This is a genomic window from Streptomyces sp. NPDC004667, from assembly GCF_040609475.1.
In the GTDB taxonomy this organism is placed as follows: domain Bacteria; phylum Actinomycetota; class Actinomycetes; order Streptomycetales; family Streptomycetaceae; genus Streptomyces.
On sequence record NZ_JBEXKC010000026.1, the window covers coordinates 55,846 to 82,052 of the forward strand.

Genomic DNA, 26,207 nt, shown 5'->3' on the forward strand with positions numbered 1-26,207 from the left:
GGCCGGACGGCCCGCAGTGGTTCCGTTCATCCCTTGCGGCGCAGCTCGTCGAGCTGCTTCTCGAAGGCCTTCGTCTCGGCGATCAGGCGCTCGCGCGCGTCCTTCTGCCGCTGGTCGCCCCGGCTCTTGAACGCCTCGGTGAAGTGCGGCTGCAGTTGGGTCCACCAGCCGTGGTCCAGCATCGCCCAGGCCTGCGGGCACAAGGGGGCACGGGTCTTCGGCAGGTAGCCCGTGCCGACCAGGGGGGCCCGGTACTTCTTCGGGTCGCTCCCCTCCAGGTAGCACAGGAAGTTGAAGACCCTCTGCTGGGTGACGGGGTGATCGCCGGAGAGCCCCTCCAGCGTCAGCTGGCCCTCCCTGCGGGCGATCTCGTCGAACAGGACGGCGGCTGCCAGCGTCGGCCCGGCCCCCACCTGGTTGATGGTGGAGAACGAGGCGTACCCGTCGGCGGCGTCCTCCTCCAGGCCGAGGTTCGCGAGCATCAGCTGGCGCTGCAGGGCGTGGCCCAGCTCGTGACCGAAGATGAACTGGGTCGACAGCGCGGTCAGGTCGTCGGCGTTGAACGTGTCCGCGGGGAGCGGGGCGGGACGCTTGACGGTCTTGACCACGTCACCGAGGGCCTTTTCGATCTCCGTCAGGAACGCCGCCGTCATGAAGATCGTCCTGCCGTCGGGCTGGGTCACCGCGTCCGTGACTCCGGGCGGGACCTTGCCGGTGACCTTCACGACCAGGTCGTGCGGGAGGACGAGCGCCTCGTTCACCCAGTCGGCGGACCGCTCCAGCACGCCGGACGCACGGACCACGTCCACGGCGTGCCGGTCCTCCGGCTTGATCGTGCCGTCCTCGTAGACCACGGTGACCCGGCCGCCCGCGGCGGCCGCGCCGCCGTCGACGCCGCACGAGACGGCGGCGAAGCCGACGGCGAGCAGCGCCCCCACGGAGGCGGTCCGCAGCAGGGCCGCGTACCCACCGGCGTTCGACACCCCGGCCGGCTCCTCTCGGTCGTCACGACGTGGCGGCGGGCGCGTGCCCGCCCGAGGGGCTCCGAGCCCGAGAACCCGACACGCGGATTATGACCGAAGGGGCTTTCCTGAACAATCGCCCGTTTAGCCCCATTTTCTTCCGCTGATACCGGGCAGCCACGACCCCGGCCCTGGCTCCCGGGGTGAACGGCGTCGCGGAGCTGCCGTGACCCTGCGTCGAACCAACCGCCGCGCATCGGAGGGTTGTTGAAAGGCCGAACGCGGCAAGATAGCAGTCCTTCGAGGACTTGCCCGGATGTTTATCCGATGGTGATGGTCCTTCCTCCGTGACGCCACACCGGGCACTAGCGTCCCGTGGCACCCCAGGAGAGCCGGATGTGCGGGTGTGAACCGCCCGGCACGCGTCGGCGGCCGGCACGGCCCCGACTCTCCTGCAGGACCACGGAGCAAGGAGGCAATGTGCTGTCATTCCGGCGGCGATCCGGCAGCGGCTTGTCGGTGGCCACGAAGTACACGATCGGAAGCGGCCTGGTCATCAGCGCCCTGGCCGTCACGCTGATCGCACTGCTGATCCCCGTGGCCAAGTACGGCGACCGCGCCTCGGCGGCCACCACGGGACCGGCGGCACCGGCAGCGGGGATCGTGGACGACGGCGCCGGGATCATGAGCACGGCGTACGGGCCGCTCACCCCCACCGACCGGGACTTCGTCCGCAAGGTGCGGCTCGCCGGGCTCTGGGAGCTGCCCGCGGGGCGACAGGCCCAGCAGCGCGGGACGCGCCCCTCCGTGCGTACGGCCGGGGAGCACCTCGTCATGGGCCACACCGACCTCGACCGCCAGGTCCTCCAGGTCGGCCAGGCCCTCGGCATCGACCTTCCCGACCGGCCCAACGCGCAGCAGCAGGGCTGGCTCGACCAGATGACGGCGGCCCAGGGCAACGAGTACGAGCGGCTGTTCGTGCAGCTGCTGCGGCGGGCCCACGGCAAGGTGTTCCAGCTGGTGGCGCAGGTCCGGGCGCAGACCCGGAACTCGATGGTGCGGGCCCTGGCCACCTCGGCCAACACCACGGTCCTGGACCACATCTCGGTCCTGGAGGAGAGCGGGCTCGTCGACTTCGACACGCTCTCCGACCCGAGCCCGGCCCCGTCCTCCCCCTCCTCACCCCTCCAACAGGGGGCGTCGTCCCCCTCCTCTGTCCGATCGACGAAGTGAAGTGATCACATGAGTCAAAAGGGCCACAGGCGCCCCCGGTTGAAACTCCTGGCCGCGGCGTGCGCGCTGGTACTGGGCGGCGGCGGGGTCGCCGTCATCGCGGGCAACGCGAACGCCGGCCAGGACGCAGGCCGCACCGGCGAGGTGACGGCGACCATCGACTGTCCGGACGTGGGCGACCGGCTCACGGACGTACCCGACCAGGCGCGGGCCGAGGTCGACCAGAACCTCGCCCAGCTCGACGGGCAGGTCGCCGACGCCTACCGGCAGCTCGCCGCGGGGCAGGTGACCAAGAAGAAGGTCCAGAAGGACGCCCTCCTGGGGCGGCTCAAGGACCAGCGCTCCACCACCATCCGGCGGGTGTCCGACGTGATCGGGCGTTCCGCCGGGCGCCCCGAGGGGCTGGACGCGCTGAGCGGATGCACCATGAAGGAGGCTCCCGCGGAAGCCGACCCCGGTGTCGGCGCGGCGGCCGACGCGGCCGTCGCCGCGGCGGCCGACCCGGCGCGCGATCCCGACGCGGCGCGCGGCATCGGGCAGAAACGGGGGCCCGCCCAGAGCGACTTCGTCAACATCGCCAAGGTACGGCCGAACGTGAACGCCCCCGCCGCCGGGCGCGGCGCCTCCACCGGCTCGTTCTCCTCGCAGTGCGGGCGCAACGAGAACGGCCACTTCAACCCCGACAACGTCATCGTCGCCCCCGGCGTCTCCAACGGCGCCCACCACATGCACGACTACGTGGGCAACAAGACGACCAACGCCTTCTCCTCCAACAACAGCCTCGCGGCGTCCGGCACGACCTGCGGCAACGGCGACCAGTCCGCCTACTACTGGCCGGTGCTGCGGCTGCGCGACGGCAAGGCGGAGAAGGACGCCAAGGCCCCGGGCGGCGGACAGGACGCCAACGTGGGCACGATCCTGCGGCCGAAGCAGGTCACGATCGACTTCAAGGGGAGCCCCGTCGGCCAGGTCAAGGCGATGCCGCGTTTCCTGCGCATCATCACGGGTGACGCGAAGGCCTTCACCAACGGCACCGCCAACGCCAACGCCTCCTGGAGCTGCACCGGTTTCGAGGACCGGCAGCTGAAGGACAAGTACCCGATCTGCCCGAAGGGCAGCGACGTGGTGCGCACCTTCACCTTCCAGAGCTGCTGGGACGGCCGCAACACCGACAGCGCCAACCACCGTACGCACGTGGCCTTCGCGGACAAGGCGGGCCGCTGCCCGAAGGGGTTCGCAGCGATCCCGCAGCTGGTGCAGCGGATCACCTACGGGGTGGCGCCCGGTGCCCGCTTCGCGGTGGACAGCTTCCCGGAGCAGCTGCACAAGCCGGTGACCGACCACGGCGACTTCATCAACGTCATGTCGAACGGGCTCATGGCCCAGGCCGTGGGCTGCATCAACAGCGGGCGCACCTGCCGCTGACACCGTCCGGGGCGTGCGGGCGCCGGCCCGGGGCTCGTCCCGGGCCGGCGCCCGCACGCCCGTACCCGTTCCCGTACCCATCCCGGACGGGTGCCGAAAGCGCCGAGGAGGAGTGCGATGCCCGGCTCACGCGACACCGCGCCACGTCACGGGGAACTCACCCGGCGCCTGCGCCTTCCCGGCGGCGATGCCGAGGACCTGGTGTCGGAGGCGTTCCTGCGGACCTTCCGGGCGGTCCGCTCCGGTTCCGGACCCCGGGGCCCTGGCGCGCGTACCTGCCGGCGGTGGTCCGGCACACGGCGATGGAGTGGCACGAGCACGCCGGACGGACCCTGCTGACGGCGGACTTCGACTCCTGGTGCCGGCAGGCGTCCGGCGGCGACCCGCAGGGACAGGTGATGGCCGACGAGGACCGCCGGATCGTGGCGCGTTCCTTCCGGGCGCTGCCGGCGCGGTGGCGGATCGTCCTGTGGCACACGCTGGTGGAGGAGGAGCCCCCGCACCGGATCGCGGCGCGGCTGGGCATCACCCCGAGGGCGCCCGCGGGGGCTGGTCCGCCACCTCGCGGGGTGCGGCCCGTGCGCGCGGGCCTACGCGGAGCCGGTGGACCTCAACGCGACGCTGCGCGGAGCCCCGGCGCCCTCACCGGCGTAGGCCGTTCGCCCCTGCGCGCGAACGGCGGCCGCCCGGCCTCCCCGTGGTTCGGGGAGGCCGGGCGTTTTCCGGTTCACGGGCGGTGCGTCCGCGCGGTGCTCAGAGGCCGTTGACCCGGGCCATCCGTCCGACGACCAGGGGGGTGAAGTCGGCGGTGACGACGCGTGCCGTCCGCCGGCCCACCCGCGAGTGCTGGCGGCGCACCTGGGCCATCAGGCGGCGGCTGCGCAGGGCCATCTCCAGTTCGAAGCGGGTCCGCGGATCGCGCAGACCGGGTCCGAAGAGCTTCTCCAGTTGCCGCATGCGGTAGCGCACGGTCTGCGGGTGCACGCTCAGGGCCTTGGCCGCCTCGGGGGCGCCGCCGCCCTCCAGCCACGCGAGCAGGGTGACCTCCAGGCGCTCGCTCTGGCGCGGGGTCAGATCGGCGAGGGGGCGCAGCCAGCGGGCGGCCAGCGCGTGGGCCAGGGGCTCGTCCTGGAGCAGCAGGAGTGTGGAGAGGTGGTCGTCCACGAAGACGGCGCGGGCGTCCGGGCCGCCTCGGTTCGGGGTCAGGGTGAGCAGACGCAGGGCCCAGCGCAGCGAGGAGGCGGTGTCACGGAGCGGGACCGCGTGGCCGACGGCCGCGAACCGGCCGCGCAGCGGGGGTTCGAGGGCGGCCCGGGTGTCCGGGTCGGGGCTGGGGAGGAGCAGGCACGGCCGGCCGGCGAACATGCCGGGGAGGGCGTCGTCGAGGACGGCCGCCAGTTGCTGGGTCTCGCCGGGCGTGGCCAGCGCGATGGCCCGTACGGCCACCGGGAGGGGCCAGCCGGCGGCCTCGGACAGCTCGGTGAGGGAGGCGTGGGAGGCCACGCGGTCGTCGGTGAGGGCCTTGAAGAGCTCCTGGCGGGCCCGGTCGCGCGGGGCCGCGGGTTCCGGGCGGGCGCCGTGGGCGCCTTCATGGGGGGCCGTGTCGTCGGGCCGCGCGGGGCCGTCGCCGTCGGGCCGCGCGGAGCCGTCGCCGTCGGGGCGGCCGGGAGCGTGACCGCCATGGCCGTGACCACCATGACCGTGGCCCCCGTGGCCGTGGCCCCCGTGACCGCCTCCCTCGAGGCTTCCGCTTCCGCGACCGTGCTCGCGCACCTCCGAGAGTCCGGGGCCCCGTACGTCCTCGTGCCGACCGCCGTGGACGGCGTCCACCGCCGCGTCGTGCCGGTCCTCGAACTCGTCCGGCGTCTTCGCGCCGGGCCCGTCGTGCGCGGCGTCCCGTAGGGGCTCGTCGCGGTACCCGAGTGCGGTGAGAAGTGCTTCTTCCACCGCTTGTCGGAGAATTTCGTCATCGATGGCATCGTTGTCATCGACAAGTATGGAAAATTCGGGAATTCCATGCAGAAGCTCCTCCACTATCTCCCCGGCCAGCGCGGGGAGTTCCCTGCGCAGGACACGGGTCCACTCGCCGCGAGGGCGGGACCAGATGCGGTTCAGAAGTTCGCACATCGTTTCCTCGTTCTTGCCGGGGTGAGGCCTGTCCGGTGCAGGAGCGACAGGCCCGCCAAGGTCGCCTGCCTCGCCAACGACCTTGCCTGTGACGACAGTTGCAGCTACCACACGCCCTCCTGGACGGTTCCGGCCACCTTCGGTCCCGCGGGTTTGCCTTGATTTTGCCGTCGGGGACGCGTAGACGGCGAGGAGTGCGGTGGCCTGTCACAACCTCCACTGGAGGGGAATCCTCCGGGCTCGTTCGACGCACCGGAGACGGGGTGCGAGAAATTATCACGTTTCGATAAATCCTGTGGAGATGCTGCGCAGCTCCACGATGCTTCTGCACTCCGGCCCCGAGCCCTTCGGCCGACGTGGGAATTCCACAGCGCTGCCGGCCACCATCGACCACAACTCCCGGGCGCCGAGCGCCAGGTGGAGTGCTCGGAGCCCAGGCGCACAGGAGAACTGGATGCCCCTGCCCCAGCCTCACATGCCCCGCTCCCACAGAGCCCGACGCGGGAGCCGCCGCGCCGCGGTGGCCCCGGCCGCCGGGAAACGGGCCGTCCGGCGGCCTCCGCTTCTGCCCGTCGCGGGCCGGCTGCGCACCAGCGTGGTCTGCGCCTCCCTCGCCGCCCTGGTCTCCCTGGCCGTGGCGGCGCGCGCGGGCGCGCTGACCCATCTGTGGGACTTCCTCGACTTCGGGTCGGGCGTCCTCTCGCTCGTCTCCCTCACCTCCACCGTCCTGTGGGGGCTGGTGGCCACGGACCGGGTGCTCCTCGGATCGGGGCACCGGCTGCTCGCCCAGGGCGTGCACCGCGGCCTGGCCGTCGCGGGGTTGGGCTTCCTCGCCCTGCACATATGGGTCAAGGTCGCCGAGGGCCACACGGGCGCGGCCTCCGCGCTGGTGCCGTTCACCGACGCGAACCGGCCCGTCGTCATCGGCCTCGGCACGCTGGCCGGATATCTCTTCGTGAGCGTGGCGGTCTCCGGCGCCCTGCGTAGTGTGTTCGCCACCAATCGCCGCTCTATGTGGTGGCGGGCCCTGCACATCGGCGCGTACCCGGCGTGGGGGGCCTCCCTCGTGCACGGGCTCAAGGCGGGCCGCCCCGCCGACCTCTGGGTGACGGCGGCCTACGTCCTCGGCGTGGCCGGCGTGATGGGGCTGCTCGCCGTCCGGCTGCGCACCCGCAGGCGCGAGGCGTCCGCCCCGGCGAGCGCCCCGCAGTCCGTCACGGCCACCCGCGGCGCCCGCGGCCCGCGTTCGCGGGGCTACCCCGTACGGGAGGTGCCCCTCGCGGGGCTGCGCGCAGAACGCGGCGGCGGACCTTCGGGTGCTCCGGACGGCCCCGCCCGACCGGCCGCGGCGACCGCACCCGTCGCACAGGGCGCACCGGCCACGCAGACCGTGCAGTTCACCCAGGACACGCAGTCCATGCGTGCCGTGCAGGACACGCAGGCCGTGCAAGCCATGCAAGACACGCAGGCCATGCAGGCCATACAGGACACGCAGGTGGCCCAGCCCCTGCAGGCCGTGCCGCCCCAGCCCGAACACCCGCCGTACGCCGCCGCCTACGCGCCCGGCCCGTCCGCAGACGCCGGCGCCGCCTTCGGCTTCGGCCCGTTCGCCGGGCGGGAGGGACGGCGGTGAGCGAAGCGCCGCGCCCCGGCCTCGGCTGCGTGGGCACCCCCCGGCTGCTGACCGGACTCGACCGGTTCCCGCGGCTCGACCGCGATGCCCACGAAGCCGCGCACGGACCGCTGCCCCGCTACCGCCCGGACGAACTCGTCGACCTCGCCGCCGACATCGACCTGCGGGGCCGCGGCGGTGCGGGCTTCCCCTTCGCGCGCAAGCTGCGCGCGGTCACCCAGTCCGCCCGAGGACGCGACGGGTTGACCGCCGTCGTCGTCAACGGCAGCGAGGGCGAGCCCAGTTGCCTCAAGGACAAGGCCCTCCTGCTGCACGCCCCGCACCTGGTGCTCGACGGGGCCCTGCTGGCCGCCGCCGCGGTCGGCGCCGAGGACGTGGTGATCGCCGTGACCCGCCCCGACGTGGAGCGTTCGGTACGTGACGCCGTCGCCGAGCGGGGCCGTGGCGGGCGCCAGGTGCGCGTGGCGCTGCTGCCCGAACGGTTCGTCACCGGCGAGGGCACCGCGATGATCAACGGCCTCAACGGCGGCGCCACGCTGCCGTCCGGACAGCGGGTGCGCACCAGCGAGCGCGGCCTCGGCGGGGTGCCCACCCTGCTGTCGAACACCGAGACCTACGCCCAGCTGGCCGTCGCCGCGCGGCTCGGCGCCGCCGGGTACCGGTCGGCCGGGCTGCCGTCCGAGCCGGGCACCGTCCTGCTGACCGTCGCCGGATCGACGGTCATCGAGGCCCCGACGGGGACCTCGCTGGCGTACGTCCTGGAGCTGTGCGGGATGCGTCCCGGGCAGGGCGTGCTCGTGGGCGGCTACCACGGCCGCTGGCTGGATCCCGGATCGGCCCTCGGTGCGGAGGTGTCCCGGCAGTCCCTCGCCGCCTTCGGCGCGGTACTGGGGGCGGGCGCGGTACTGCCGCTGCCCGAGGACACCTGTCCGGCGGGCGAGGTGGCCCGGGTGACGCGCTGGATGGCGAACGAGTCGGCGGGCCAGTGCGGTCCCTGCGTACGGGGCCTGCCCGCGCTGGCCGACGTCCTGGAGGCGGCCGTCGCGGGCGGGGGCCGCAGCGCCCTCGAAGCGGTGGAGGCGCGGATGCTCGGGGTGCGCAGACGCGGGGCGTGCAGCCACCCGGACGGCACCTCGCACTTCGTGGCCTCGGCCCTCGCCTCCTTCCCCGACGAGTTCCGCGACCACGCGCTCGGCAGCGGCTGCGGCCGGCGGGTCCTGGGGGCGCTGCCGCTGCCCGACGACGAGAGCCCGGAGCGGCTGGTCGTGGACTGGACGCTGTGCAAGGGGCACGGGCTGTGCGTGGACGTCCTGCCGGACGTCGTGCGGCTCGACGCGGACGGCTTTCCGGCACAGGCCTCCATGCCGGTGCCGGAGCGGCTGCGGCCCAAGGCCCTGCGCGCCGTGCGGCGCTGCCCGGCGCTCGCCCTTCGCATCCAGGAATGAGCCGCGCACGTCCGCGCCCCGCCCCCGAGTTCATTCTTGGCGCGATCTGACAAATTCCCGGGGATATTCGTTTCGGGGGCTCCGGGCCCCGTATCAATTACTCAGGCAATGCGAACAGAACGCGGGACCCAAACCGAAGGAGAGACCGTGAAGAGAATGCGCCGTGAAATACTCGCCGGGTCGGCGGTCGCGGTACTGCTGCTGACGGCCGGGTGCGGGCTCTCGGACAACAAGTCCTCCGCGAAGGGGGATTCCGTGCAGCCGGTGGGCGACAGCAAGGCGCTGGACGCCTACGGCTCGGGCTCGGGCTCCGGCACCGGGTCGCTGCCGGGGTACGGCAGCGATACCGGGGCCGCGCCGGCCGGCAAGGGCGGGGCGGCCGGGGAGCTGAAGGTACGGGAGGCCGCGGACCTGGGCTCCGTGGTCACGGACGCCGAGGGGTTCACCCTCTACCGGTTCGACAAGGACACGGCCAAGCCGCCCAAGTCGAACTGCGAGGGGGACTGCGCCAAGGTCTGGCCGGCGGTGTCCGCGGACGACGTCTCGGCCGGTGCCGGCATCCAGGCGGGCATGCTCGGGTCCGTGGCCCGGGCCGACGGCACGAAGCAGCTGACGGTGGGCGGCTGGCCGGTGTACCGCTACGCGAAGGACACCAAGGCGGGCGACACGCTCGGCGAGGGCGTCGGCGGCACCTGGCACGCGGTGGGCCCGGACGGGAAGCCCTCCACCGCGTCCAAGGGCGCGGGCGGCGGGGGCATGGACATGGGCACCGGCGCGGGCATGAACACGGGCTCCGGGGCGACGGAGCAGCCGCCGGCGCAGCCGCAGGTCTCACTGTCGGTGCGGCAGAACGCGCAGCTCGGCCCGATCCTCGCCGACGCCCAGGGGCGCACCCTCTACCGGTTCGACAAGGACAGCGCCTGGCCGATGAAATTCGGCTGTCTCGACGCCTGCCTCGACACGTGGAAACCGGCCCCCGCGATCGACAAGACGAAGGTGAACGGAATTGCCGCCGGATTGGTCGGATCGGTGAAACGGCCCGACGGTTCGGAACAATTGACGATCGACTGCTGGCCGGTTTACACATTCACCGGGGACAAGGAACCCGGAGACATCAACGGGCAGAACAAGCAGGGCCTCTGGTTCGCCGTGACCGACAAGGGCAAGAAGGCGAAGGCGGCCGGATAGAGCGGCCCGCACCCCCGATCCCGTGGTGCCCGGCCCCCCTCCCCGTCGGGCACCACGACCCCCTTCCCGAACCGTCAGCGAGGTTGTCCCATGCCGTCCACCGACCGACCGACGGGCCGCCTCCTGACGGCCGTTGCCGTGATGTGCGCCTCACTGCTGTGCGGGGGCTGTGGCGAGAGCCGGCCGCAGCACGGGGCCGACGCGGCGGCCGGCTCCGTACCGGCGGCGAAGGCCGCCCCGGCGTCCCCTGCCGCCCCCGCCTCCCCGGCGGCCCCCGGCACCTCCGTGGAGGAGATCGCCGGCGTGCTGGGCTGCACCGCCGAGCTGAGCGTCGAGGCGGACGAACTGCGCCAGGGGGCCTGCGAGACGGCGCAGGGCGCCTACAGCGTGACCACCTTCGCCGCGGACCAGGGCCTGCGCTCCTGGCTGGCGGAGACCCGGACGTACGGCGGCGTCTACCTGATCGGCGACCGCTGGGTGGTCACCGGCCCGTCGGCGCAGGCCCTGACCGCCCTGCACGACCGGCTGGGCGGCACCCTCGAAACCGGTACCTCCCACGAGGGCCACTCCCCCTCGGCCGCCGACCCCTCAGCGGCCGAGCCCTCAGCGGCCGACCCCTCGGCGGCGGAGCACTCCTCCTCCGGCCACGGCCACTGACGCCCCGTCGCGCCGGATCCGGCCCCGGTGCGGCGGGGTCGGCCCCGGTGCGGCGGGGCCGGCCCGTCACCCACTCCCGCCGCTCAGCCCAGCCGCTGTGCCTCGGCCGCGGTGACCGGCTCGCCCGCCCGCACCCCGTGCAGGACGTGCGCCAGCACCTCCGCGCCCCGTACGACGCGCGGGCCGGGCCGGTTGAAGTACGCGGGCCCGTCGAGCACCCACACGTTGCCCGCGCGGACGGCCGGAAGCTCGGCCCAGCCGGGCAGCTCCGTCAGCAAGTGGCTCTCGCGCAGGGTGCGTTCGGGTGCGAATCCGCAGGGCAGCACCAGCAGCACGTCGGGCCGGGCCGCCCGGACCGCGTCCCACGTCATCGGCACGGTGTGCTCGCCGGGCGCGGCGAGCAGGGGTTCCCCGCCGGCGGCGGCGATCTGGTCCGGAACCCAGTGTCCGGCCGGCCAGAGCGGGTCGAGCCACTCCACGGTGACCACGCGCGGGCGGGGCTGCCCCGCCGTCAGCCGCTCGACCTCGTCGAGCCGCGCGCGCAGCGCGTCCCGCCGCCGCTCCGCCTCCGCGCGCACGCCGAGCAGGTCGCCGACGGTGACCAGGCACTCCAGTACGTCGTCGAGGGTGCGCGGTTCCAGGCTCAGCACGCGGGAGCCGGCGTCGAGGACGCGCACCGCGCGGGAGACCGCCGCGTAGGAGACGGCGCAGACGTCGCAGAGGTCCTGGGTGAGCACGACGTCCGGGGCGAGTGCGGCCAGCGCCCCGGTGTCGAGGGTGTAGAGGGAGGAGCCGGAGTGGGCGGCCCCGCCGACCGCGTCGGAGATCTCCCGGCTGCTGAGTTCCTCGGCCGTGAACTGCGCGCGGGTGACCACGGGTACGCCCTCCACCTCGCGCGGCGGCCAGTCGCACTCGTGGGTGCGGCCGACCAGGTCGGCGGTGAGACCGAGCTCCGCGATCATGTCGGTGGCGGCGGGCAGCAGGGAGACGATGCGCATGGCGCGACTGTAGCCCGGCGGCGGCCGACGCCCCGGGCGAGGGGGTGGGACACCGCGCACGAGGCGTCAAGAGCTGCGGCGCGTCGGCCAGTTGTCCGGAATTCTGCTCATTCGTGAGGAGCACGAGGGCCGCCCTGAGGGATGATTCGCCCGGACGCCGCGTACTCCATCGTGAACGGGAACCGCCCCTCCCTCCGAAAGGAACGGCTCTTCGTGCGCCTCAGTCCGCATCCGCGCGTACCGCGCTTCGCACCCCTGCTCGCCGCCGCCGGTCTCCTCGCCACCGCCCTGCCCCTCCTGTCCGCGAACCCGGCGTCCGCCGCCCCGGCGGATGAGTACGGTCCCCGGAAGCCCTCCTGGCACCGGTGCGACGCCGGGCAGCCCGCCACGTACGAGTGCGCGACCATCAAGGTCCCGCTCGACTACCAGCGGCCCGAGGGCCGTCGGATCGATCTCGCGATATCCCGCATCAAGACCCCGAACACGGCCAAACGGCACGGGGTGATGCTGATGAACCCGGGCGGTCCCGGCGGGACGGGCCTCGACCTGCCGCTGATGATGGAGGAGTCGATGCCGAAGGAGGTCAGGGAGCGGTACGACCTGATCGGCTTCGATCCGCGCGGGGTGGGCCGGAGTTCCCCGATCACCTGCGGCCTCACCGACTCCGAACAGAACTTCGACCGCGCCTACCGGCCGGAGACCTACGCCGCCGACGTGGCCTGGGCGCGCACCGTGGCCGACAAGTGCCGGGAGAAGGCCGGCGACGTCATCCCGTACATCACCACCCGCAACACCGCCCGCGACATGGACGCCATCCGCGCGGCGCTGGGCGAGCGCACGGTCTCCTACGTCGGCTACTCCTACGGGACCTACCTGGGCGCGGTGTACTCCCAGATGTTCCCGCGGCGGACCGACCGCTTCGTCCTCGACAGCGGGGTCGACCCCGAGCGCGCCTGGCGCGGCATGATCCAGGTGTGGGCGACCGAGGCGGAACCGGCGTTCCGGCGCTGGGCCGGATGGACGGCGGAGCGCGACGGCGAGTACCACCTGGGGACGACCGCGGACGCGGTGTCCAAGACCTTCTGGGACCTGGTGGCGCGCGCCGACCGCGAACCGATCGAGCTGGAGGGGCAGAAGCTGACGGGGGATCAGATCCGTTCGGCGCGGGGCCTGTTCTTCTCCCCGGCGACGGCGGCCCCGCTCGTGAGCGCGCTCAAGGCGGCGGCCGAGGGCGGGCCGCGGCCTCCCGGCCCGGCCGCGGCGGAGCTGATGAAGGCCCTGCGTCCCGCCGAGCCCGCCCCGGACACGGGCACCGCCGTCTTCTGGTCGGTGCTGTGCGGGGACACCGACGCCTGGCCGCGCGATCCCGAGCAGTACCGGCGGGACGCGGTGAAGGACAAGCAGCGGTACCCGCTGTACGGGGACATGGCCTCCACCATCAAGCCGTGCGCGTTCTGGGGGCGTCCGCGGGAGGCGGTGACGCCGATGAAGACCCGGGCGAACGTCCTGACCGTGCAGAACGAGTGGGACTCGCAGACCCCGCTGGTCAGCGGGCAGGGCCTGCACCGCTCGCTGAAGGGCTCGCGGATGGTGCTGGCGCTGGGCGGCGAGGGGCACGGCGTGTACCTGGCCGATCCGAGGTCCTGTGCGAACGCACCGGTCAACGCCTACCTGTCCTCGGGCCGGCTGCCGGCCGCGGACGTGACCTGCCGGACCGCGCCGGCCCCGGCCGGGCGCGAGGCGGCGCCACAGCGCCCGCTGCCGCTCCCGGCGGTGCCGCAGCGCTTCTGACCGGACCGCGCCCGGCGCGGAGCCGCCCGCCCTACGGGCTCGCGATCCCGGACCCGCGTCCGGGGCGCGCGCCCGTGGCCCGCGGGGGCGTGCCCCCGGGGCCGGGGCGGCTTCCGCGCAGCGGGGTCAGCAGCCCGGCGCCGAGGATCAGCAGGCACAGGGCACCGGCGGCCAGGCTCACCGCCGGTACCCCGTGCCGGCGGGCGAGCAGGGTCAGCACCGCCGCCCCGACCGGCCCGGAGGCGTTGTGCACCGTCCAGAACGCGGAGGTGACGCGCCCCAGCAGCGGTGCGGGGGTGATCTCCTGGCGCAGGGTCATGGAGCAGACCCCGCCGAGGGTGAGCCCGAACATGAACACCACGGACGCCCCCGCGACCACCGGCACGCTCCCGCTGACCCCGGTGACCGCGACGGCCAGGGCGATCAGCGCGACGGAGCCCAGCCAGCAGGTGCCGAAGCCCAGGGCCCGGCGCAGCCGCCCGGCCGTGAAGGCGGCGGCGACGGCGCCGAGGCCGCTGACGGCGATCACGTAGCCGAGGGTGGCCGCCGAGCGGCCGAGGTCGTGCCGGACCCGGAAGATCAGCAGGTCGGTGGCGCCCATGGTGACGAAGGTGAGCAGGGTCAGCAGGACGGTCAGGGAGCGCAGCACGGGCTGGGCCCACAGGAAGCGGAACCCGGCGAGGAACCGTTCGCGGAAGCCGCCGCCCCCGTCCGGGCGCCGTTCCCCTCCGCCGTGGCGGCCGAAGCGCACCCACCGCAGGGTGAGGGCTGAGACGGCGAAGGTGGCTCCGTCCACGGCGAGTGCCCAGCCGGCGCCGGCGCCGGTGGTGATCAGCCCGGCGGCCACCGGCCCGAGGAGGGTCCCGAAGGCGAAGGTGCTCATCAGCCGGCCGTTGGCGGCGGTCAGGTCGCGCGGCGGGACCAGGCCCGGGACGGCGGTCACGTACGCGACGTCGAACAGGGTCTTGAGGACGGCCACCGGCACGGTCAGGACGTAGAGCACCCAGATCCGCGGGGCGGTCATCCAGAGCAGGGGCAGCGCGCACAGCAGGACGGCCCGCAGCAGGTCGCACCCGATCATCAGCCGCCGCCGGTCGGTGCGGTCGACCACGGAGCCGGCGAAGGTGCCGGTGAGGATCCCGGTGGCCCCGGAGACGGCGGTGAGCAGCCCGAGCTGGCCCACGTCCCCGGTGGCGTCGAAGACAAGCAGGGGCAGCGCCAGCAGGGAGACGGAGCCGCCGAGGACGGACAGGGCCTGGCCGAGCCAGAAGACGGTGAAGTCCCTGTTCCGGCCGAGCTTCACCGGCTCGTGGTCCGGATCCGGCCCGCTGTCGCCCCCGCTCACCCGAGCAGGGCGTAGACGGTGGAGGCCTTGGCGGCGGGTTCGTGGCCGCCGACGGGGGTCAGGGTGATGTCGGCGAAGGCCATCCGCTTGCCGAGTTTGGTGATCCGTACGTCGATCAGCACGTCGGAGCCGGTGACGGGCCGCTGGAAGCTCGTCGACTGCTGGACGGTGGTCATCGGGCCGTACGCGCCGCGCGCGGCGCTGATCGCGATGACGGTGGCGGTGTCGGCGGCGGCCATCAGGGCCTGGCCGCTGAGTCCGCCGCCGTCCCGGGCGAGGGTCTCGGACCAGGGCAGCCGCAGGACGGCGTGCCGTTCGCCCGTCTCCTCGACGGTGAGGCCGAGGGCGAGGACCCAGGGGGCGAAGTTGTCGTGGAGGATCTTGTCCGCGTCTGCCGGTGTCAGCGTCACCCGGAGATTGTGGCGGCCCGGCCGGGGCCGCCACAACTCCTTTGCCCCCGGGGTGGATCAGAGGCGGGCGGCGAGCTCGGTGCCCTGGCGGATGGCCCGCTTGGCGTCGAGTTCGGCGGCCACGTCGGCCCCGCCGATCAGGTGCGCCTCGATCCCGGCGGCGCGCAGTGCCTCGTGGAGTTCGCGGCGCGGCTCCTGTCCGGTGCACAGCACGACGGTGTCGGCGGGGACCAGGTGCGGCTCGCCGTCGACGGTGATGTGCAGGCCCTCGTCGTCGATCCGCTCGTACGTCGCGCCGGCGACGGAGACCACCCCGCGGTGCTTGAGCTCCGCGCGGTGGATCCAGCCGGTGGTGGTGCCGAGGCCGGCGCCGACCTTGGTGGTCTTGCGCTGGAGGAGGGTCACCCGGCGCGGGGCCGCGGGCCGCTCGGGGGCGGTGAGCCCACCGGGGCCGGCGTACGCGGTGTCGACGCCCCAGTGCCGGAAGTAGACGGCGGGGTCCTGGGAGGCGCCCTCGCCGCTGTCGGTGAGGAACTCGGCGACGTCGAAGCCGATGCCCCCGGCGCCGACGACGGCGACGCGTTCGCCGACGGGGGCGCCGTCGCGCAGGACGTCGAGGTAGCTGACGACCCCGTCCCGCTCGACGCCCTCGATGGCGGGGGTGCGGGGGGTGACGCCGGTGGCGATGACCACCTCGTCGTAGCCGGTCAGGGTCTCGACGTCGGCGCGGGTGTCGAGGCGGACCTCGACGCCGCTCGCCGTCAGCTGCGTGCCGAAGTAGCGGATGGTCTCCTCGAACTCCTCCTTGCCCGGGATGCGGCGGGCCACGTCGAGCTGGCCGCCGATGTGGCCGGAGGCCTCGAAGAGGGTGACGGCGTGGCCGCGTCCGGCGGCGGAGACGGCGCAGGCGAGTCCGGCCGGGCCGGCGCCGACGACGGCGACGCGCTTCTTCGTGCGGGTCGGGGACAGTACGAGTTCGGTCTCGTGGCAGGCGCGCGGGTTGACCAGGCAGCTGGTGATCTTGCCGCTGAAGGTGTGGTCGAGGCAGGCCTGGTTGCAGCCGATGCAGGTGTTGATGGTCTCGGGGCTGCCGGCCGCGGCCTTGGCGACGAAGTCGGCGTCGGCGAGGAAGGGGCGGGCCAGCGAGACCAGGTCGGCGCGGCCGTCGGCGAGGATCTCCTCGGCGATCTCGGGGGTGTTGATGCGGTTGCTGGTGACGAGGGGTACGGAGACCGCGCCCATCAGCCGCTTGGTGACCCAGGTGTAGGCGCCGCGCGGGACGGAGGTGGCGATGGTGGGGATGCGGGCCTCGTGCCAGCCGATGCCGGTGTTGATGATCGTGGCGCCGGCGGCCTCGATCTCCTTGGCGAGGTGGACGACCTCGTCGAGGGTGGAGCCGCCGGGGATCAGGTCGAGCATCGAGAGGCGGTAGATGACAATGAAGTCCTCGCCGACGGCGGCGCGGGTGCGGCGGACGATCTCCAGCGGGAAGCGCACGCGGTTCTCGTAGGCGCCGCCCCAGCGGTCGGTGCGCTTGTTGGTGGCGGCGGCGATGAACTCGTTGACCAGGTAGCCCTCGGAGCCCATGATCTCGACGCCGTCGTAGCCGGCCAGCTTGGCGAGGCGGGCGGCGCGGACGAAGTCCTCGACGGTGCGCTCGACCTCGATGTCGGTCAGCTCGTTCGGGACGAAGGGGCTGATGGGGGCCTGGATCGCGCTGGGGGCGACCAGGTCCTTGTGGTAGGCGTAGCGGCCGAAGTGGAGGATCTGCATCGCGATCTTCCCGCCCTCGGCGTGCACGGCCTCGGTGATCACCCGGTGTTCGGCGGCCTCCTCCTCGGTGGTGAGGCGGGAGCCGCCCTCGAAGGGGCGGCCGGCGTCGTTGGGGGCGATGCCGCCGGTGACGATCAGACCGGCGCCGCCGCGGGCGCGCTCGGCGTAGAAGGCCGCGAGGCGCTCGAAGCCGCCCGCGTGCTCTTCGAGGCCCGTGTGCATCGAGCCCATGATCACGCGGTTCGGCAGGGTGGTGAACCCGAGGTCGAGCGGGCTCAGCAGGTGCGGGTACGGGCTCATGGGTGGGCGTCTCCTCGCGCGGGGGTGATGGACCTGTTCTAGCGAGGAGGAACCGGTTTTGCAACTAGGTGCATAACCAGGGGCGGGCCTTCGCGACCGCCGCCACCGCCGGGAGCCCGCAACCCCGGGCCCGCGCCGCCGGCCCCTGTGGCGCAGTTCACGGGCGGCCCCGGCCCGGGTAGCGTCTGCCGGATGATCGATCGGCACACCGTGACGGTGAACGGGATACGCCTGTCCTACGAGGTGTCCGGCCCTCCCGACGGCGACCCGCTGCTCCTGCTGCCCGCCCTCGGCGAAGCCGCGGGCGACTGGTCCCCCGTACGGGAGGTCCTCGACCGGGAGCGCCGGGTGTACGCCGTGGACCTGCGCGGCCACGGCCTCAGCGACCGGCCCGGCGCCTACTCCCTGGAGCTCATGCGGGACGACGTCATCGGCCTCCTCGACGCCCTCGGCCTGGACCGGGTGGACCTCATCGGCCACTCCATGGGCGGGGTCGTGGCCCACCTGGTCGCCCAGGCGCGGCCCTGGCGGGTGGTCCGGCTGGTCCTGGAGGACGCCCCCGCCCCGCTGCCCCGGGAGCCGCGCCCGCCGGTCCTCCCCGAGGGGGAGCTGCCCTTCGACCGGGAGATGGTGCTCGCGGTCCGGGCCCAGCTCGACCGGCCGGACCCCGCCTGGCTGGCGGGCCTGGGGCGGATCACCGCCCCGACCCTGGTCGTGGCGGGCGGCCCGACGAGCCACGTACCGCGGGAGAACATCGCCGAACTGGTCCGCCGCATCCCCGACGCCCGCCTGCGCACCATCCCGGTGGGACACCTGGTCCACAGCGCGGCACCCCGCGAATTCACCTCGGTGGTCACGGAGTTCCTCAGGGACCTCCCGGACGCCGAAACGGCCCGGCGCTGGCTGGCCGAGGACGGCATCACCCAGACCGGCGAGGAGACCTGGTACGACGCCGATCCCCCGGCCGCCACGCTGACCCGTGCCGATGTCGCGGAGGGCCTCGGCTGCATGGCGTTCACCGACGGGGCGCTCGACGCGGCCGGCCGGCTGCGCGTGGCCATGGGGCTGATGGAGGTGCTCGGCGACCACGTCCTGGTGACCGGGCAGATCCACCGGGCCCACACCGGCGCCGACGGCCCGCTCCCGGCGGAGGCCCTGTGGGGCGGCTACCGGCGGCGGCTGGAGGCCCGCCCGGATTGCGAGGCCCTCCTCTCCTCGCTCTGGTACACCTGGTTCGAGGACCACACGACCTCGGCGGAGGCCTTCGCCGAGGTCCTCGGCGAAGACCGCGAGCGGCTGGTGCCCGGGGCCCCGGAGCCCCTGCTGCGCCGGGCCCGCCGGGTCCTGGAGAACTCCGGCCCGGTCCCCTGGGGCGCCAAGGCCCCCACCCTCCGGGCCGCCGCCGGCGTCCCCGGGCTGCGGCACGCGGTCTTCCGCGCCCTCCTGCTCGGCTACCACGACCTCTACGGGGACCTCGACCCGGCCGAGGCGCTCGTCCTCCTCGACCGGCTCGGACTCCCGGCCGACACCACGCACGCGGCGCCGCTGCGCACCGTACTGGCCGCCGGACACCGCAACCACCGCCACGGCCCGGACATCTGGAGGGCCGCGGCGGGTACCGCCGCAGGCGCTACAGGTCGATCGAGCGGAACTCCTCCAGCACCGTGAAGCCGGCGCTGTCGTACAGCCGCATCGCGACCTCGTTGCCGCCGAAGACGTTGAGCATCATCGCCTCGTCGCCGCCCTGCCGGGTGGCCCACTCGCCGACGGCCATCGCGGCCCGGCCGTAGCCCCGGCCGCGGAACTCCTCGTAGACCTCCAGCGAGAAGCCGAAGGTCACGCCCGGCAGGAAACCGTGGTTCACCCAGCCCGTGCCGATCACCTTCCCCTCGGCCTCCATGGCGTAGAAGGCCTGGCCCGGGGTCCGGTGACCCTGAGGGAGGTAGCGGGCGAAGTCCTCGTCGGACTTCGCCCTCGCCTGCTGCGGGGTCAGCGCGCCGGACCGGACGATGTCCGCGACGTACGCGGCCTGCTCGCCGGCCAACCAGCCCGGGTACTCCTCCTCGGTGAGCGGGCGGACCGTCAGGCCCGCCGGCAGCTCGGGCCGCTCGGCCGCCGCTCGCATCATGTTCCGCCCCCGCAGGGGGTAGTCGGCGAACGCTCCCGGACCGTCCGTGAGGCGCACCTCCACCCGCTCCGCGCCGCGCTCGGCGCACCACCGCTCGGCCCACGGCCGCCCCCGCGCCGCCGTCAGGTCGTGGATCCGGCCGACGGTCGCCCCGGTTCCCCCGCCGTCCCCGTCGCTGTCGCCGCCGACCAGCTCGACCGCGATCCAGCCGGTGCCGTCCGTGGCCACCGTCCAGTCCTCGATCCCCCGCTCCGCCCGCTCCAGCAGGGCCCGGGCCAGCGGCTCCGAGCATCCTGCGGCCCGGTAGCCGGCCAGCGCCCGGGCCTCGAAGTCGGCGCGCCACACGTCCCGGTCAGGGACGATCTCTATCCCGTTCATCGGAACAGCCTACTCACGGGGGCGGCACAGGCGGACCGTGACGATCTGGAACGGGCGCAGGGTGAGGACGATGGTTCCTTCGGGGGCCGGCGCGGCCACCGCCGCGCCGTCCAGGGGGCGTTCGAGGAGGTCGCTCTCGACCGCCGCCGTGATCGGGAAGGCCGGCGTGAGGGTGGCGGTGGCGCGGCCGCCACGGGATTCGTAGAGGCGGACGATCACGTCGCCGCTGCGGTCCTCGGCCAGCTTGACCGCCTCGACGACCACCGCGTCCTCGTCCACCGTGATCAACGGGGCGACCGGGCCCGCGCCGGGGACCACCCGCTCCGGCAGGTTCAGCGCGTGCCCCTCGCGCACCGCGTCCTCGATCCGCGCGCCCGGCGCCAGCGAGAAGCGCAGGGTGTGGACGCCCTGATCGGTCTCCGGGTCCGGATAGCGCGGGGCCCGCAGGAGGGAGAGGCGGACCGTGGTGGTCTGTCCGCCGTCCGGCCGCACGTCGCGCGTCACGTCGTGGCCGTACGTGGAGTCGTTGAGGACGGCGGCGCCCCATCCCGGCTCCGCCACGTGGATCCACCGGTGCGCGCAGATCTCGAACTTGGCGGCCTCCCAGGAGGTGTTGGTGTGGGTCGCCCGGTACACGTGCCCGAACTGGGTCTCGGAGGCGGACCGTTCGGCCTTCACGTCCAGGGGGAAGGCCGCCTTGAGGAACTTCTCCGTCTCGTGCCAGTCCACCTCCGTCACCATGTCCACCGTCTTGGTCCCGGCCCGCAGGGTGACCGACTGGACCACCGACGAGCGGCCGAAGGACCGGCGGACGCGGACCGTCACCGCGTCCGGTCCGGCTTCCGCCAGCGGCGGCGCGTCCACCTCCACGAGGTCGGTGACGCTGTTGCGGTAGAAGGCGTCGATGTCCCACGCGTCCCACATGTTCGGGAAGTCGGGGTGGATCTGGAGCAGGTTCGCCGCCCCTCCGGGGGCCACCGCCTCGCGGTCCGCCTCCAGGTCGTACGCGGACACGATCAGCCCGCGCCCGTCGATCCGCACCCGCAGCCGCCCGTTGGCCAGGACGTGTCCGCCGTCGGGCCGCTCCTCCACGGTGACCGGCCGCCCCTCGCGGAGCGGCACGCCCGCGCCGCCCGCCGGGATGCCGCGCCGGGCGTGCGGGGCGCAGTTGAAGACCAGCTCGGCGACACCCTCCCCGGCCAGGGCCAGCTGCGCGGCCAGGACGATCCCGTGCAGTTCCTCCCGTACCTTCGCGTACGTCGCGCGCGCCTCGCGGTGGACCCAGGCGATGGAGGAGCCGGGCAGGATGTCGTGGAACTGGTGGAGCAGGACGGTCTTCCACAGGCGCTCCAGGTCCTCGTACGGGTAGCCGGAGCCGGGCACGCGCACGGCGGCCGTGGCGGCCCACAACTCGGCCTCGCGGAGCAGGGATTCGCTGTGCCGGTTGCCCTGTTTGGTCTTGGCCTGGGAGGTGTACGTGCCGCGGTGCAGCTCCAGGTACAGCTCGCCGGCCCAGACGGGCGCGTCCGCGTACTCGGCGTGGGCCTTCTCGAAGAAGGCGTCGGGGCGTTCCATCTCCACGCGCGGGGAACCTTCGAGGTCGCGCTGGCGGCGGGCCCGGGCCAGGTGCTCGCGGGTGGGGCCGCCACCGCCGTCTCCCCAGCCGAAGGGGGCGAGCGAGCGCGAGCCCCGGCCCTTCTCGCGGTAGTTGCGGGCGGCGTGCGCGAGCTGGGCGCCGCCGAGGTCGCTGTTGTAGGTGTCGACGGGCGGGAAGTGGGTGAAGACGCGGGTGCCGTCGATGCCCTCCCACCAGAAGGTGTGGTGGGGGAAGGCGTTGACCTGCGACCAGGAGATCTTCTGGGTCAGGAACCAGCGGGAGCCGGAGAGTTTGACGATCTGCGGCAGGGCGGCGGTGTAGCCGAAGGAGTCGGGCAGCCAGACGTTGCGCGTCTCGATGCCGAACTCGTCGAGGAAGAACTTCTTTCCGTAGAGGAACTGGCGGGCCATGGCCTCGCCGCCGACCATGTTGGTGTCGGACTCCACCCACATGCCGCCCACCGGCACGAACTGCCCGTCCGCGATCTTCTTCTTGACCCGTTCGAAGAGCTGGGGCCGGTGGGTCTTGATCCAGTCGAGCTGCTGGGCCTGCGACATGGCGAAGACGAACTCGGGGTGCTCGTCCATCAGGGCGACCATGTTGGACGCGGTCCGCGACACCTTGCGCACCGTCTCGCGCAGCGGCCACAGCCAAGCCGAGTCGATGTGGGCGTGGCCGACCGCGCTGATCCGGTGCGCGGAGGCGTTCGCGGGGGCGGCGAGCACCGCGGTGAGGCGGGAGCGGGCGGCTGCGGCCGTGCCGGGGACGTCGTCGAGGTCCACCGCGTCCAGCGCGGAGTCGAGGGCCCGCAGGATCGAGTGGCGGCGGGCGTCGGACCCGTCGAGCTGGGTCATCAGGTCGTACAGGACTTCGAGGTCCTGTACGAGTTCCCAGACCTCGGTCTCGAAGACGGCGAGGTCCATCCGGGCGATCCGGTACAGGGGCTGCTCGCCGCTGGTCAGCCGGTCGCCCTCGTACGTGGGGGCGTGGTCGACCAGGACCGGGTTGGAGGCGGCCTCGACGTACCACTCGACGCGTTCGCCACCGGCCGCCGCGTCGGCCACCCGTACCCAGTCGTTGTACGGGTTGAGCGCCTTGACCTCGCTCCCGTCGGCGCGGTGGACCAGCCCCTCGCACTGGAAGCCCGGCATCATCCGGTCGAAGCCGAGGTCGAGGACGGCCTCGACCGTACGGCCCGCCCAGTCGGCCGGTACGGAGCCGGTGACCCTGAACCAGGTGGTGCCCCAGGCCGGGCCCCACGCGTCGCCGGCGGCGCAGGGCCGGTAGGGGGCGGCCAGCGCCTCTGCGACGGGGACGGGTTCGCCCGGGGCCTCCCAGCGCTCGACGGTGAGCGGGACCGGGCGGGTGCGGACGGCGGGCTTGATGCGTTCGTGCAGGACCCGGCGGAGGCGGTGTTCGGTGATGTTGCGGTCGTCGTGCATGACGGCGGCTCCCGTGGACGGAGGGTCGGACGGCGCGGGACGGCGAACGGGCGGACCGGGTGACCTCGGCCGCCCGGTGGCCCGGGTGGTCCAGGGAACCCGGACGGGTCAGGTCTTGACCGCTCCCTCGCCCACCCCCTTGAAGAAGAAACGCTGGAGGGCGAAGAAGAGCAGCATCATCGGGAGGAACGCGGCCATCGCTCCGGCCGCGATGATCCGCTGGTCGCTGGTGGTCGTGGCGCCGGCGAGGGTCTTCAGGCCGAGCTGGAGGGTGTAGTGCTCGCTGTCGGTGAGGACCAGCAGCGGCCAGAGGAAGTCGTCCCAGGCCCCCATGAAGCTGGTGATGCAGACGACGGCGAGGGACCCCTTGGCGGCCGGGAGGAAGACCCGGGTGAAACGGGTCCACTCGCCCGCCCCGTCCAGGACCGCGGCTTCCTCGATCTCCCTGGGGACGGCCAGGAAGGCCGCGCGCATGATCATGATGTTGAGGACCGAGACCGCGCCGGGGAGCCAGACCCCGATCAGGGTGTCGACCAGGCCCATCTCGCGGACCGTGAGGAACATCGAGATCATGACGGACTCGAAGGGGAACATCAGGGTGGCCACCAGGAGGGTGAAGACCGCCTCGCGGCCCCTCCACCCGGCCCGCGAAAGGGCGTAGCCGCCCATCGCCGCGAAGAGCATGTTCGAGGTGATCGCGAGGAGTGCCACCGTGAGGGTGTTGCCCACGTACCGGAGCAGCGGGAAGGACTCGGCGACGCGGAGGTAGTTGTCGAGGGTGGGCCGGGAGGGCAGCACTCCGTCGTAGACGTTCTCGGTGCGGCCCCGGAGCGAGGTCAGGAACTGCCAGACGATCGGCCCGAGGACGACCGTGAGCATCAGCAGCAGCGTCGCGTACCGGGCGGCGAGCCCGAGCAGCCGGCGCCTGCGGGCCTCCCGGGAGGGGGCGTCCGCGCTCATTCCTCGTCCCCCTTCGACAGGCGGCGTCCCAGCAGGCTGAAGACCAGTGTCAGCAGGAACAGCAGGATCGAGAGGGCACTGGCGTAGCCGGTCTCCCCGGAGAAGCCGAGGCCGACCTGCCGGATGAGGAAGGGCAGGGTGCGGGACCCGCCGCCGGGGCCGCCGCTCTCGCCGCCCAGGATGTAGATCTCGGTGAAGACGCGCAGGGCCGAGATGGCGGAGAGGGTGCCGACCAGCAGCATCATCGGTTTCACCTGCGGGACGGTGATGCTGAAGAAGCGGCGTACGGGTCCGGCGCCGTCGAGGGCGGCCGCCTCGTAGAGGGCGGGGGGAACGTTCCCGAGAGCCGCCAGGTAGAACACCATGTAGTAGCCGAGGCCCTTCCACACCGTCACGATCATCGCGGAGACCAGCAGCATGGTGCTGTCGGTGAGGAAGGGGATCGGCCCGGAGATCACGCCGATCCGCTCGAAGACCGTGTTGACGAGCCCGTCGCTGCGCAGCACCCACTGCCAGATCAGGCCGACGACGACGGCCGAGGCGATCACCGGGGTGTAGAAGGCAGAGCGGAAGAAGCCGATGCCGGGGACCTCGGTGCGGACGAGGACCGCGAGGGCCAGCGGCAGCAGGACCAGACAGGGCACGACGACGACCAGGTAGAGCACGCTGTTGCCGGTGGCCACCCAGAAGTCGGGGTCGGCCAGGGCGCGGGTGTAGTTGCCGAAGCCGACGAAGGAGCCGCCGCGCAGGATCTGGGCGTCGGTGAAGGAGAGGACGACGGTGTTGACGAAGGGCCACAGGCTGAAGAGGACCACCATCAGCAGCCCGGGGGCGAGGAAGAGGTAGGGGGTCCACCACCTGCGGTGGGGCAGTCCCGTGTCTGCCCCGGCCGGGGTCACTTCCGCACCGTCGCGGCCAGCAGCCGGTTGGCCTCCTCCTGTGCCCTGCGCACCGCCGTCCGGGCGTCCTCCTCCCCCTTGACGGCCTTCTGCATCTCGCGCGCCACCGCGTCGCCGACCTGACTGGTCCACTCGACGGGCGTGTTCGCGTCCAGGTCGGCGGTGGCGAGCTGCCGGGCGCCGATCGCGCGGGCGAGGGTCTCGGCGTCCTTGCCGTCGCCCGCGTCGGAGAAGTACGGGTCGGCCAGGCCCTTGGCGTTGGAGGGGTAGATCGTGGCCTTCTTGGAGAACTCCACCTGGTTGGGGCCGTTGGTCACCCACTTGGCGAACTCGGCGGCGGCGTCCGGGTGCCGGGTGTCCTTCCTGATGCCGAGGGACTGGGCGTAGATGCCGATGTGGCCGAGGGTGCCGGTGACCGCGCCCGCGACGCGGGTCCGGGCGTAGACCTGGGGGGCGTTGAGCCTGATGTCCTTGACGAAGCCCGGGGAGCCGGGGCCGAAGACCAGCTTGCCGCCGCCGTAGAGCTGGTTGATGTCGTCGGCCTTCAGGAGGGACTCCTTGGGCATGGCGCCCTTGGCGTAGAGGTCCTTCATCCGCTCCGCCCACGCGACGGCCTTGTCGGTGTCGAAGGTGAAGCGGTCCCGTGAGGCGTTCAGGAGCGGGACGCCCATCTTCTGCCAGTCCCCGGGCAGCCGGCCCTTGGGGTCGGCCATGAAGGCGGAGTACCGGCCGCCGGAGCGGGCGGCGATCTGCTCGGCGTAGTCGAAGAACTGCTCGACGGTGGTGGGGGGTTTGTCCGCGTCGAGGCCCGCCTCGCGGAAGAGGTCCTGGTTGTAGGTGAGGATCTCGGGGGTCACGTACCAGGGGTAGGCGTACACGCCGTCGCCCTTGCCGGGGAGTCTGAACTGCTCCCAGGCGCCGGGGACGTAGTCCTTGGCGACGGCCGCGTCGAGCGTGGCGACGTCGGCGAGCATGCCGCGGTCGCCGAGCAGCTGGAAGGAGTCCGTGGAGAGGTTGACCACGTCGGGGAGGGCTCCGGCCTGGGCGTCGGCGACGAGCTTCTCGTTGTAGCCGTCGCCCGGGACGTCCTCCCACTTCACCTTGACGTCCGGGTACTTCCGCTCGAAGGAGTCGATGACCCCCTGGACGTATCCGGTGTACACCGGCTTGAGCTGGAGGGTGCGGAAGGTGATCTCCCCGGCCACCCTGCCGGTCTTCTCCGCCTCCTTCGTGTCCCCCGCTCCGCCGAGGCCGCAGGCGGAGAGGGAGAGGAGGGAACCGGCCACCAGCGTGGCGAGGGCCGTACGGGTCAGCTGTGAACGAGTCATCGTCGCCGCCTTCCGGGGGAGTTCCGGCCTCGCTGCCGGAACGCTCCGCCCACGCTGTCCGGAAACCGAGACCCCGTCAACGAGCCCGAAAGCCCGCTGGCCGACGGCACATACGTCCCGAAACGAGACAGGCGGCCTCGGCGATACCCTCAGACCTTCCCTGAGCACCACATCGACCTGGACTGATG

General features: G+C 73.1%; 20 protein-coding genes. 9 read left to right on the plus strand and 11 right to left on the minus strand.

What is annotated here, in order from left to right:
• Positions 1 to 26: 26 nt before the first annotated feature.
• Complete coding sequence (locus tag ABZW32_RS17075) at positions 27 to 983, minus strand: DUF4344 domain-containing metallopeptidase (protein WP_356216484.1); 957 nt, start codon at positions 981 to 983, stop codon at positions 27 to 29.
• A gap of 459 nt (positions 984 to 1,442) precedes the next feature.
• On the opposite strand from ABZW32_RS17075, the gene ABZW32_RS17080 reads away from it, so the two are divergent.
• The 3 genes from ABZW32_RS17080 (at position 1,443) to ABZW32_RS17090 (ending at position 4,387) form a co-directional block, all read left to right on the plus strand.
• Entirely contained in the window at positions 1,443 to 2,195 is a 753-nt protein-coding gene (locus tag ABZW32_RS17080; RefSeq protein ID WP_356216487.1) for a DUF4142 domain-containing protein, read from the plus strand.
• A 9-nt stretch (positions 2,196 to 2,204) separates the two neighbouring features.
• The gene (locus ABZW32_RS17085) at positions 2,205 to 3,620 is read left to right on the plus strand and encodes a DUF1996 domain-containing protein (protein ID WP_356216490.1); all 1,416 of its coding nucleotides are present in this window, start codon (positions 2,205 to 2,207) and stop codon (positions 3,618 to 3,620) included.
• 284 nt (positions 3,621 to 3,904) lie between these two features.
• Complete coding sequence (locus ABZW32_RS17090) at positions 3,905 to 4,387, plus strand: hypothetical protein (protein WP_356216493.1); 483 nt, start codon at positions 3,905 to 3,907, stop codon at positions 4,385 to 4,387.
• Here ABZW32_RS17090 and ABZW32_RS17095 read toward each other — a convergent pair.
• Positions 4,374 to 5,567: a helix-turn-helix domain-containing protein gene (locus tag ABZW32_RS17095; RefSeq protein ID WP_356216496.1), complete on the minus strand. Its 1,194-nt coding sequence runs from the start codon at positions 5,565 to 5,567 to the stop codon at positions 4,374 to 4,376. The two genes, ABZW32_RS17090 and ABZW32_RS17095, sit on opposite strands and share 14 nt — an antisense overlap.
• Positions 5,568 to 6,201: 634 nt before the next feature.
• Here ABZW32_RS17095 and ABZW32_RS17100 point away from each other — a divergent pair.
• The 4 genes from ABZW32_RS17100 (at position 6,202) to ABZW32_RS17115 (ending at position 10,670) form a co-directional block, all read left to right on the plus strand.
• Positions 6,202 to 7,380, plus strand: a complete 1,179-nt coding sequence (locus ABZW32_RS17100; RefSeq protein WP_356216498.1) for a hypothetical protein — start codon at positions 6,202 to 6,204, stop codon at positions 7,378 to 7,380.
• Positions 7,377 to 8,825 carry an NADH-ubiquinone oxidoreductase-F iron-sulfur binding region domain-containing protein gene (locus ABZW32_RS17105; protein WP_356216501.1) on the plus strand — a complete coding sequence of 483 codons (1,449 nt, stop codon included), beginning with the start codon at positions 7,377 to 7,379 and terminating at the stop codon, positions 8,823 to 8,825. The genes ABZW32_RS17100 and ABZW32_RS17105 overlap by 4 nt, the downstream gene beginning before the upstream one ends.
• A 156-nt stretch (positions 8,826 to 8,981) precedes the next feature.
• Positions 8,982 to 10,013 (plus strand): SCO0930 family lipoprotein, encoded by a 1,032-nt coding sequence (locus ABZW32_RS17110; protein ID WP_356216504.1) that lies wholly within the window; start codon positions 8,982 to 8,984, stop codon positions 10,011 to 10,013.
• A gap of 90 nt (positions 10,014 to 10,103) precedes the next feature.
• On the plus strand, positions 10,104 to 10,670 hold the full coding sequence (locus ABZW32_RS17115; protein ID WP_356216507.1) for a hypothetical protein: 567 nt from the start codon (positions 10,104 to 10,106) through the stop codon (positions 10,668 to 10,670).
• Between the two features lie 83 nt (positions 10,671 to 10,753).
• On the opposite strand, the gene ABZW32_RS17120 is transcribed toward ABZW32_RS17115, so the two are convergent.
• Positions 10,754 to 11,668, minus strand: a complete 915-nt coding sequence (locus ABZW32_RS17120; protein ID WP_356216510.1) for a cobalamin-binding protein — start codon at positions 11,666 to 11,668, stop codon at positions 10,754 to 10,756.
• A gap of 213 nt (positions 11,669 to 11,881) precedes the next feature.
• Between ABZW32_RS17120 and ABZW32_RS17125 the strand changes: the two genes are divergently transcribed.
• Positions 11,882 to 13,459: an alpha/beta fold hydrolase gene (locus ABZW32_RS17125; protein ID WP_356216513.1), complete on the plus strand. Its 1,578-nt coding sequence runs from the start codon at positions 11,882 to 11,884 to the stop codon at positions 13,457 to 13,459.
• Positions 13,460 to 13,490: 31 nt separating this feature from the next.
• Here the strand turns inward: ABZW32_RS17125 and ABZW32_RS17130 are convergent, their stop codons facing one another.
• From ABZW32_RS17130 to ABZW32_RS17140, 3 genes are read right to left on the minus strand one after another with little or no spacing between them, the layout of a single operon-like run.
• The gene (locus ABZW32_RS17130; RefSeq protein WP_356216515.1) at positions 13,491 to 14,804 is read right to left on the minus strand and encodes an MFS transporter; all 1,314 of its coding nucleotides are present in this window, start codon (positions 14,802 to 14,804) and stop codon (positions 13,491 to 13,493) included.
• A complete protein-coding gene (locus ABZW32_RS17135; protein ID WP_356216518.1) occupies positions 14,801 to 15,214 on the minus strand; it encodes a PaaI family thioesterase in 414 nt (137 codons plus the stop codon). Before ABZW32_RS17135 ends, ABZW32_RS17130 begins: the two co-directional genes overlap by 4 nt.
• A gap of 57 nt (positions 15,215 to 15,271) precedes the next feature.
• Entirely contained in the window at positions 15,272 to 17,287 is a 2,016-nt protein-coding gene (locus ABZW32_RS17140) for an NADPH-dependent 2,4-dienoyl-CoA reductase (RefSeq protein WP_356216521.1), read from the minus strand.
• A 192-nt stretch (positions 17,288 to 17,479) separates the two neighbouring features.
• Between ABZW32_RS17140 and ABZW32_RS17145 the strand changes: the two genes are divergently transcribed.
• Entirely contained in the window at positions 17,480 to 18,955 is a 1,476-nt protein-coding gene (locus tag ABZW32_RS17145; protein ID WP_356216524.1) for an alpha/beta fold hydrolase, read from the plus strand.
• Here ABZW32_RS17145 and ABZW32_RS17150 read toward each other — a convergent pair.
• From ABZW32_RS17150 to ABZW32_RS17170, 5 genes are all read right to left on the minus strand, one after another.
• Positions 18,918 to 19,793, minus strand: a complete 876-nt coding sequence (locus ABZW32_RS17150; protein ID WP_356216526.1) for a GNAT family N-acetyltransferase — start codon at positions 19,791 to 19,793, stop codon at positions 18,918 to 18,920. The two genes, ABZW32_RS17145 and ABZW32_RS17150, sit on opposite strands and share 38 nt — an antisense overlap.
• Before the next feature lie 9 nt (positions 19,794 to 19,802).
• Entirely contained in the window at positions 19,803 to 22,832 is a 3,030-nt protein-coding gene (locus ABZW32_RS17155) for a glycoside hydrolase family 38 C-terminal domain-containing protein (protein WP_356216529.1), read from the minus strand.
• Positions 22,833 to 22,940: 108 nt separating this feature from the next.
• Positions 22,941 to 23,792 (minus strand): carbohydrate ABC transporter permease, encoded by an 852-nt coding sequence (locus tag ABZW32_RS17160; RefSeq protein ID WP_356216532.1) that lies wholly within the window; start codon positions 23,790 to 23,792, stop codon positions 22,941 to 22,943.
• Positions 23,789 to 24,610, minus strand: coding sequence for a sugar ABC transporter permease (locus ABZW32_RS17165; protein WP_356216575.1), 822 nt, complete (start codon positions 24,608 to 24,610; stop codon positions 23,789 to 23,791). The genes ABZW32_RS17160 and ABZW32_RS17165 overlap by 4 nt, the downstream gene beginning before the upstream one ends.
• A gap of 77 nt (positions 24,611 to 24,687) precedes the next feature.
• Positions 24,688 to 26,019, minus strand: coding sequence for a sugar ABC transporter substrate-binding protein (locus tag ABZW32_RS17170; RefSeq protein WP_356216535.1), 1,332 nt, complete (start codon positions 26,017 to 26,019; stop codon positions 24,688 to 24,690).
• Between the last annotated feature and the right edge of the window lie 188 nt (positions 26,020 to 26,207).

Bases quoted from the DNA above. Each gene is read 5' to 3' on its own strand.
- ABZW32_RS17085 (WP_356216490.1), top strand. From the start codon at position 2,205: ATGAGTCAAAAGGGCCACAGGCGCCCCCGGTTGAAACTCCTGGCCGCG.
- ABZW32_RS17100 (WP_356216498.1), top strand. From the start codon at position 6,202: ATGCCCCTGCCCCAGCCTCACATGCCCCGCTCCCACAGAGCCCGACGC.
- ABZW32_RS17110 (WP_356216504.1), top strand. From the start codon at position 8,982: ATGCGCCGTGAAATACTCGCCGGGTCGGCGGTCGCGGTACTGCTGCTG.
- ABZW32_RS17115 (WP_356216507.1), top strand. From the start codon at position 10,104: ATGCCGTCCACCGACCGACCGACGGGCCGCCTCCTGACGGCCGTTGCC.
- ABZW32_RS17120 (WP_356216510.1), bottom strand. From the start codon at position 11,668: ATGCGCATCGTCTCCCTGCTGCCCGCCGCCACCGACATGATCGCGGAG.
- ABZW32_RS17140 (WP_356216521.1), bottom strand. From the start codon at position 17,287: ATGAGCCCGTACCCGCACCTGCTGAGCCCGCTCGACCTCGGGTTCACC.
- ABZW32_RS17145 (WP_356216524.1), top strand. From the start codon at position 17,480: ATGATCGATCGGCACACCGTGACGGTGAACGGGATACGCCTGTCCTAC.
- ABZW32_RS17150 (WP_356216526.1), bottom strand. From the start codon at position 19,793: ATGAACGGGATAGAGATCGTCCCTGACCGGGACGTGTGGCGCGCCGAC.
- ABZW32_RS17155 (WP_356216529.1), bottom strand. From the start codon at position 22,832: ATGCACGACGACCGCAACATCACCGAACACCGCCTCCGCCGGGTCCTG.
- ABZW32_RS17160 (WP_356216532.1), bottom strand. From the start codon at position 23,792: ATGAGCGCGGACGCCCCCTCCCGGGAGGCCCGCAGGCGCCGGCTGCTC.
- ABZW32_RS17165 (WP_356216575.1), bottom strand. From the start codon at position 24,610: ATGGTGGTCCTCTTCAGCCTGTGGCCCTTCGTCAACACCGTCGTCCTC.
- ABZW32_RS17170 (WP_356216535.1), bottom strand. From the start codon at position 26,019: ATGACTCGTTCACAGCTGACCCGTACGGCCCTCGCCACGCTGGTGGCC.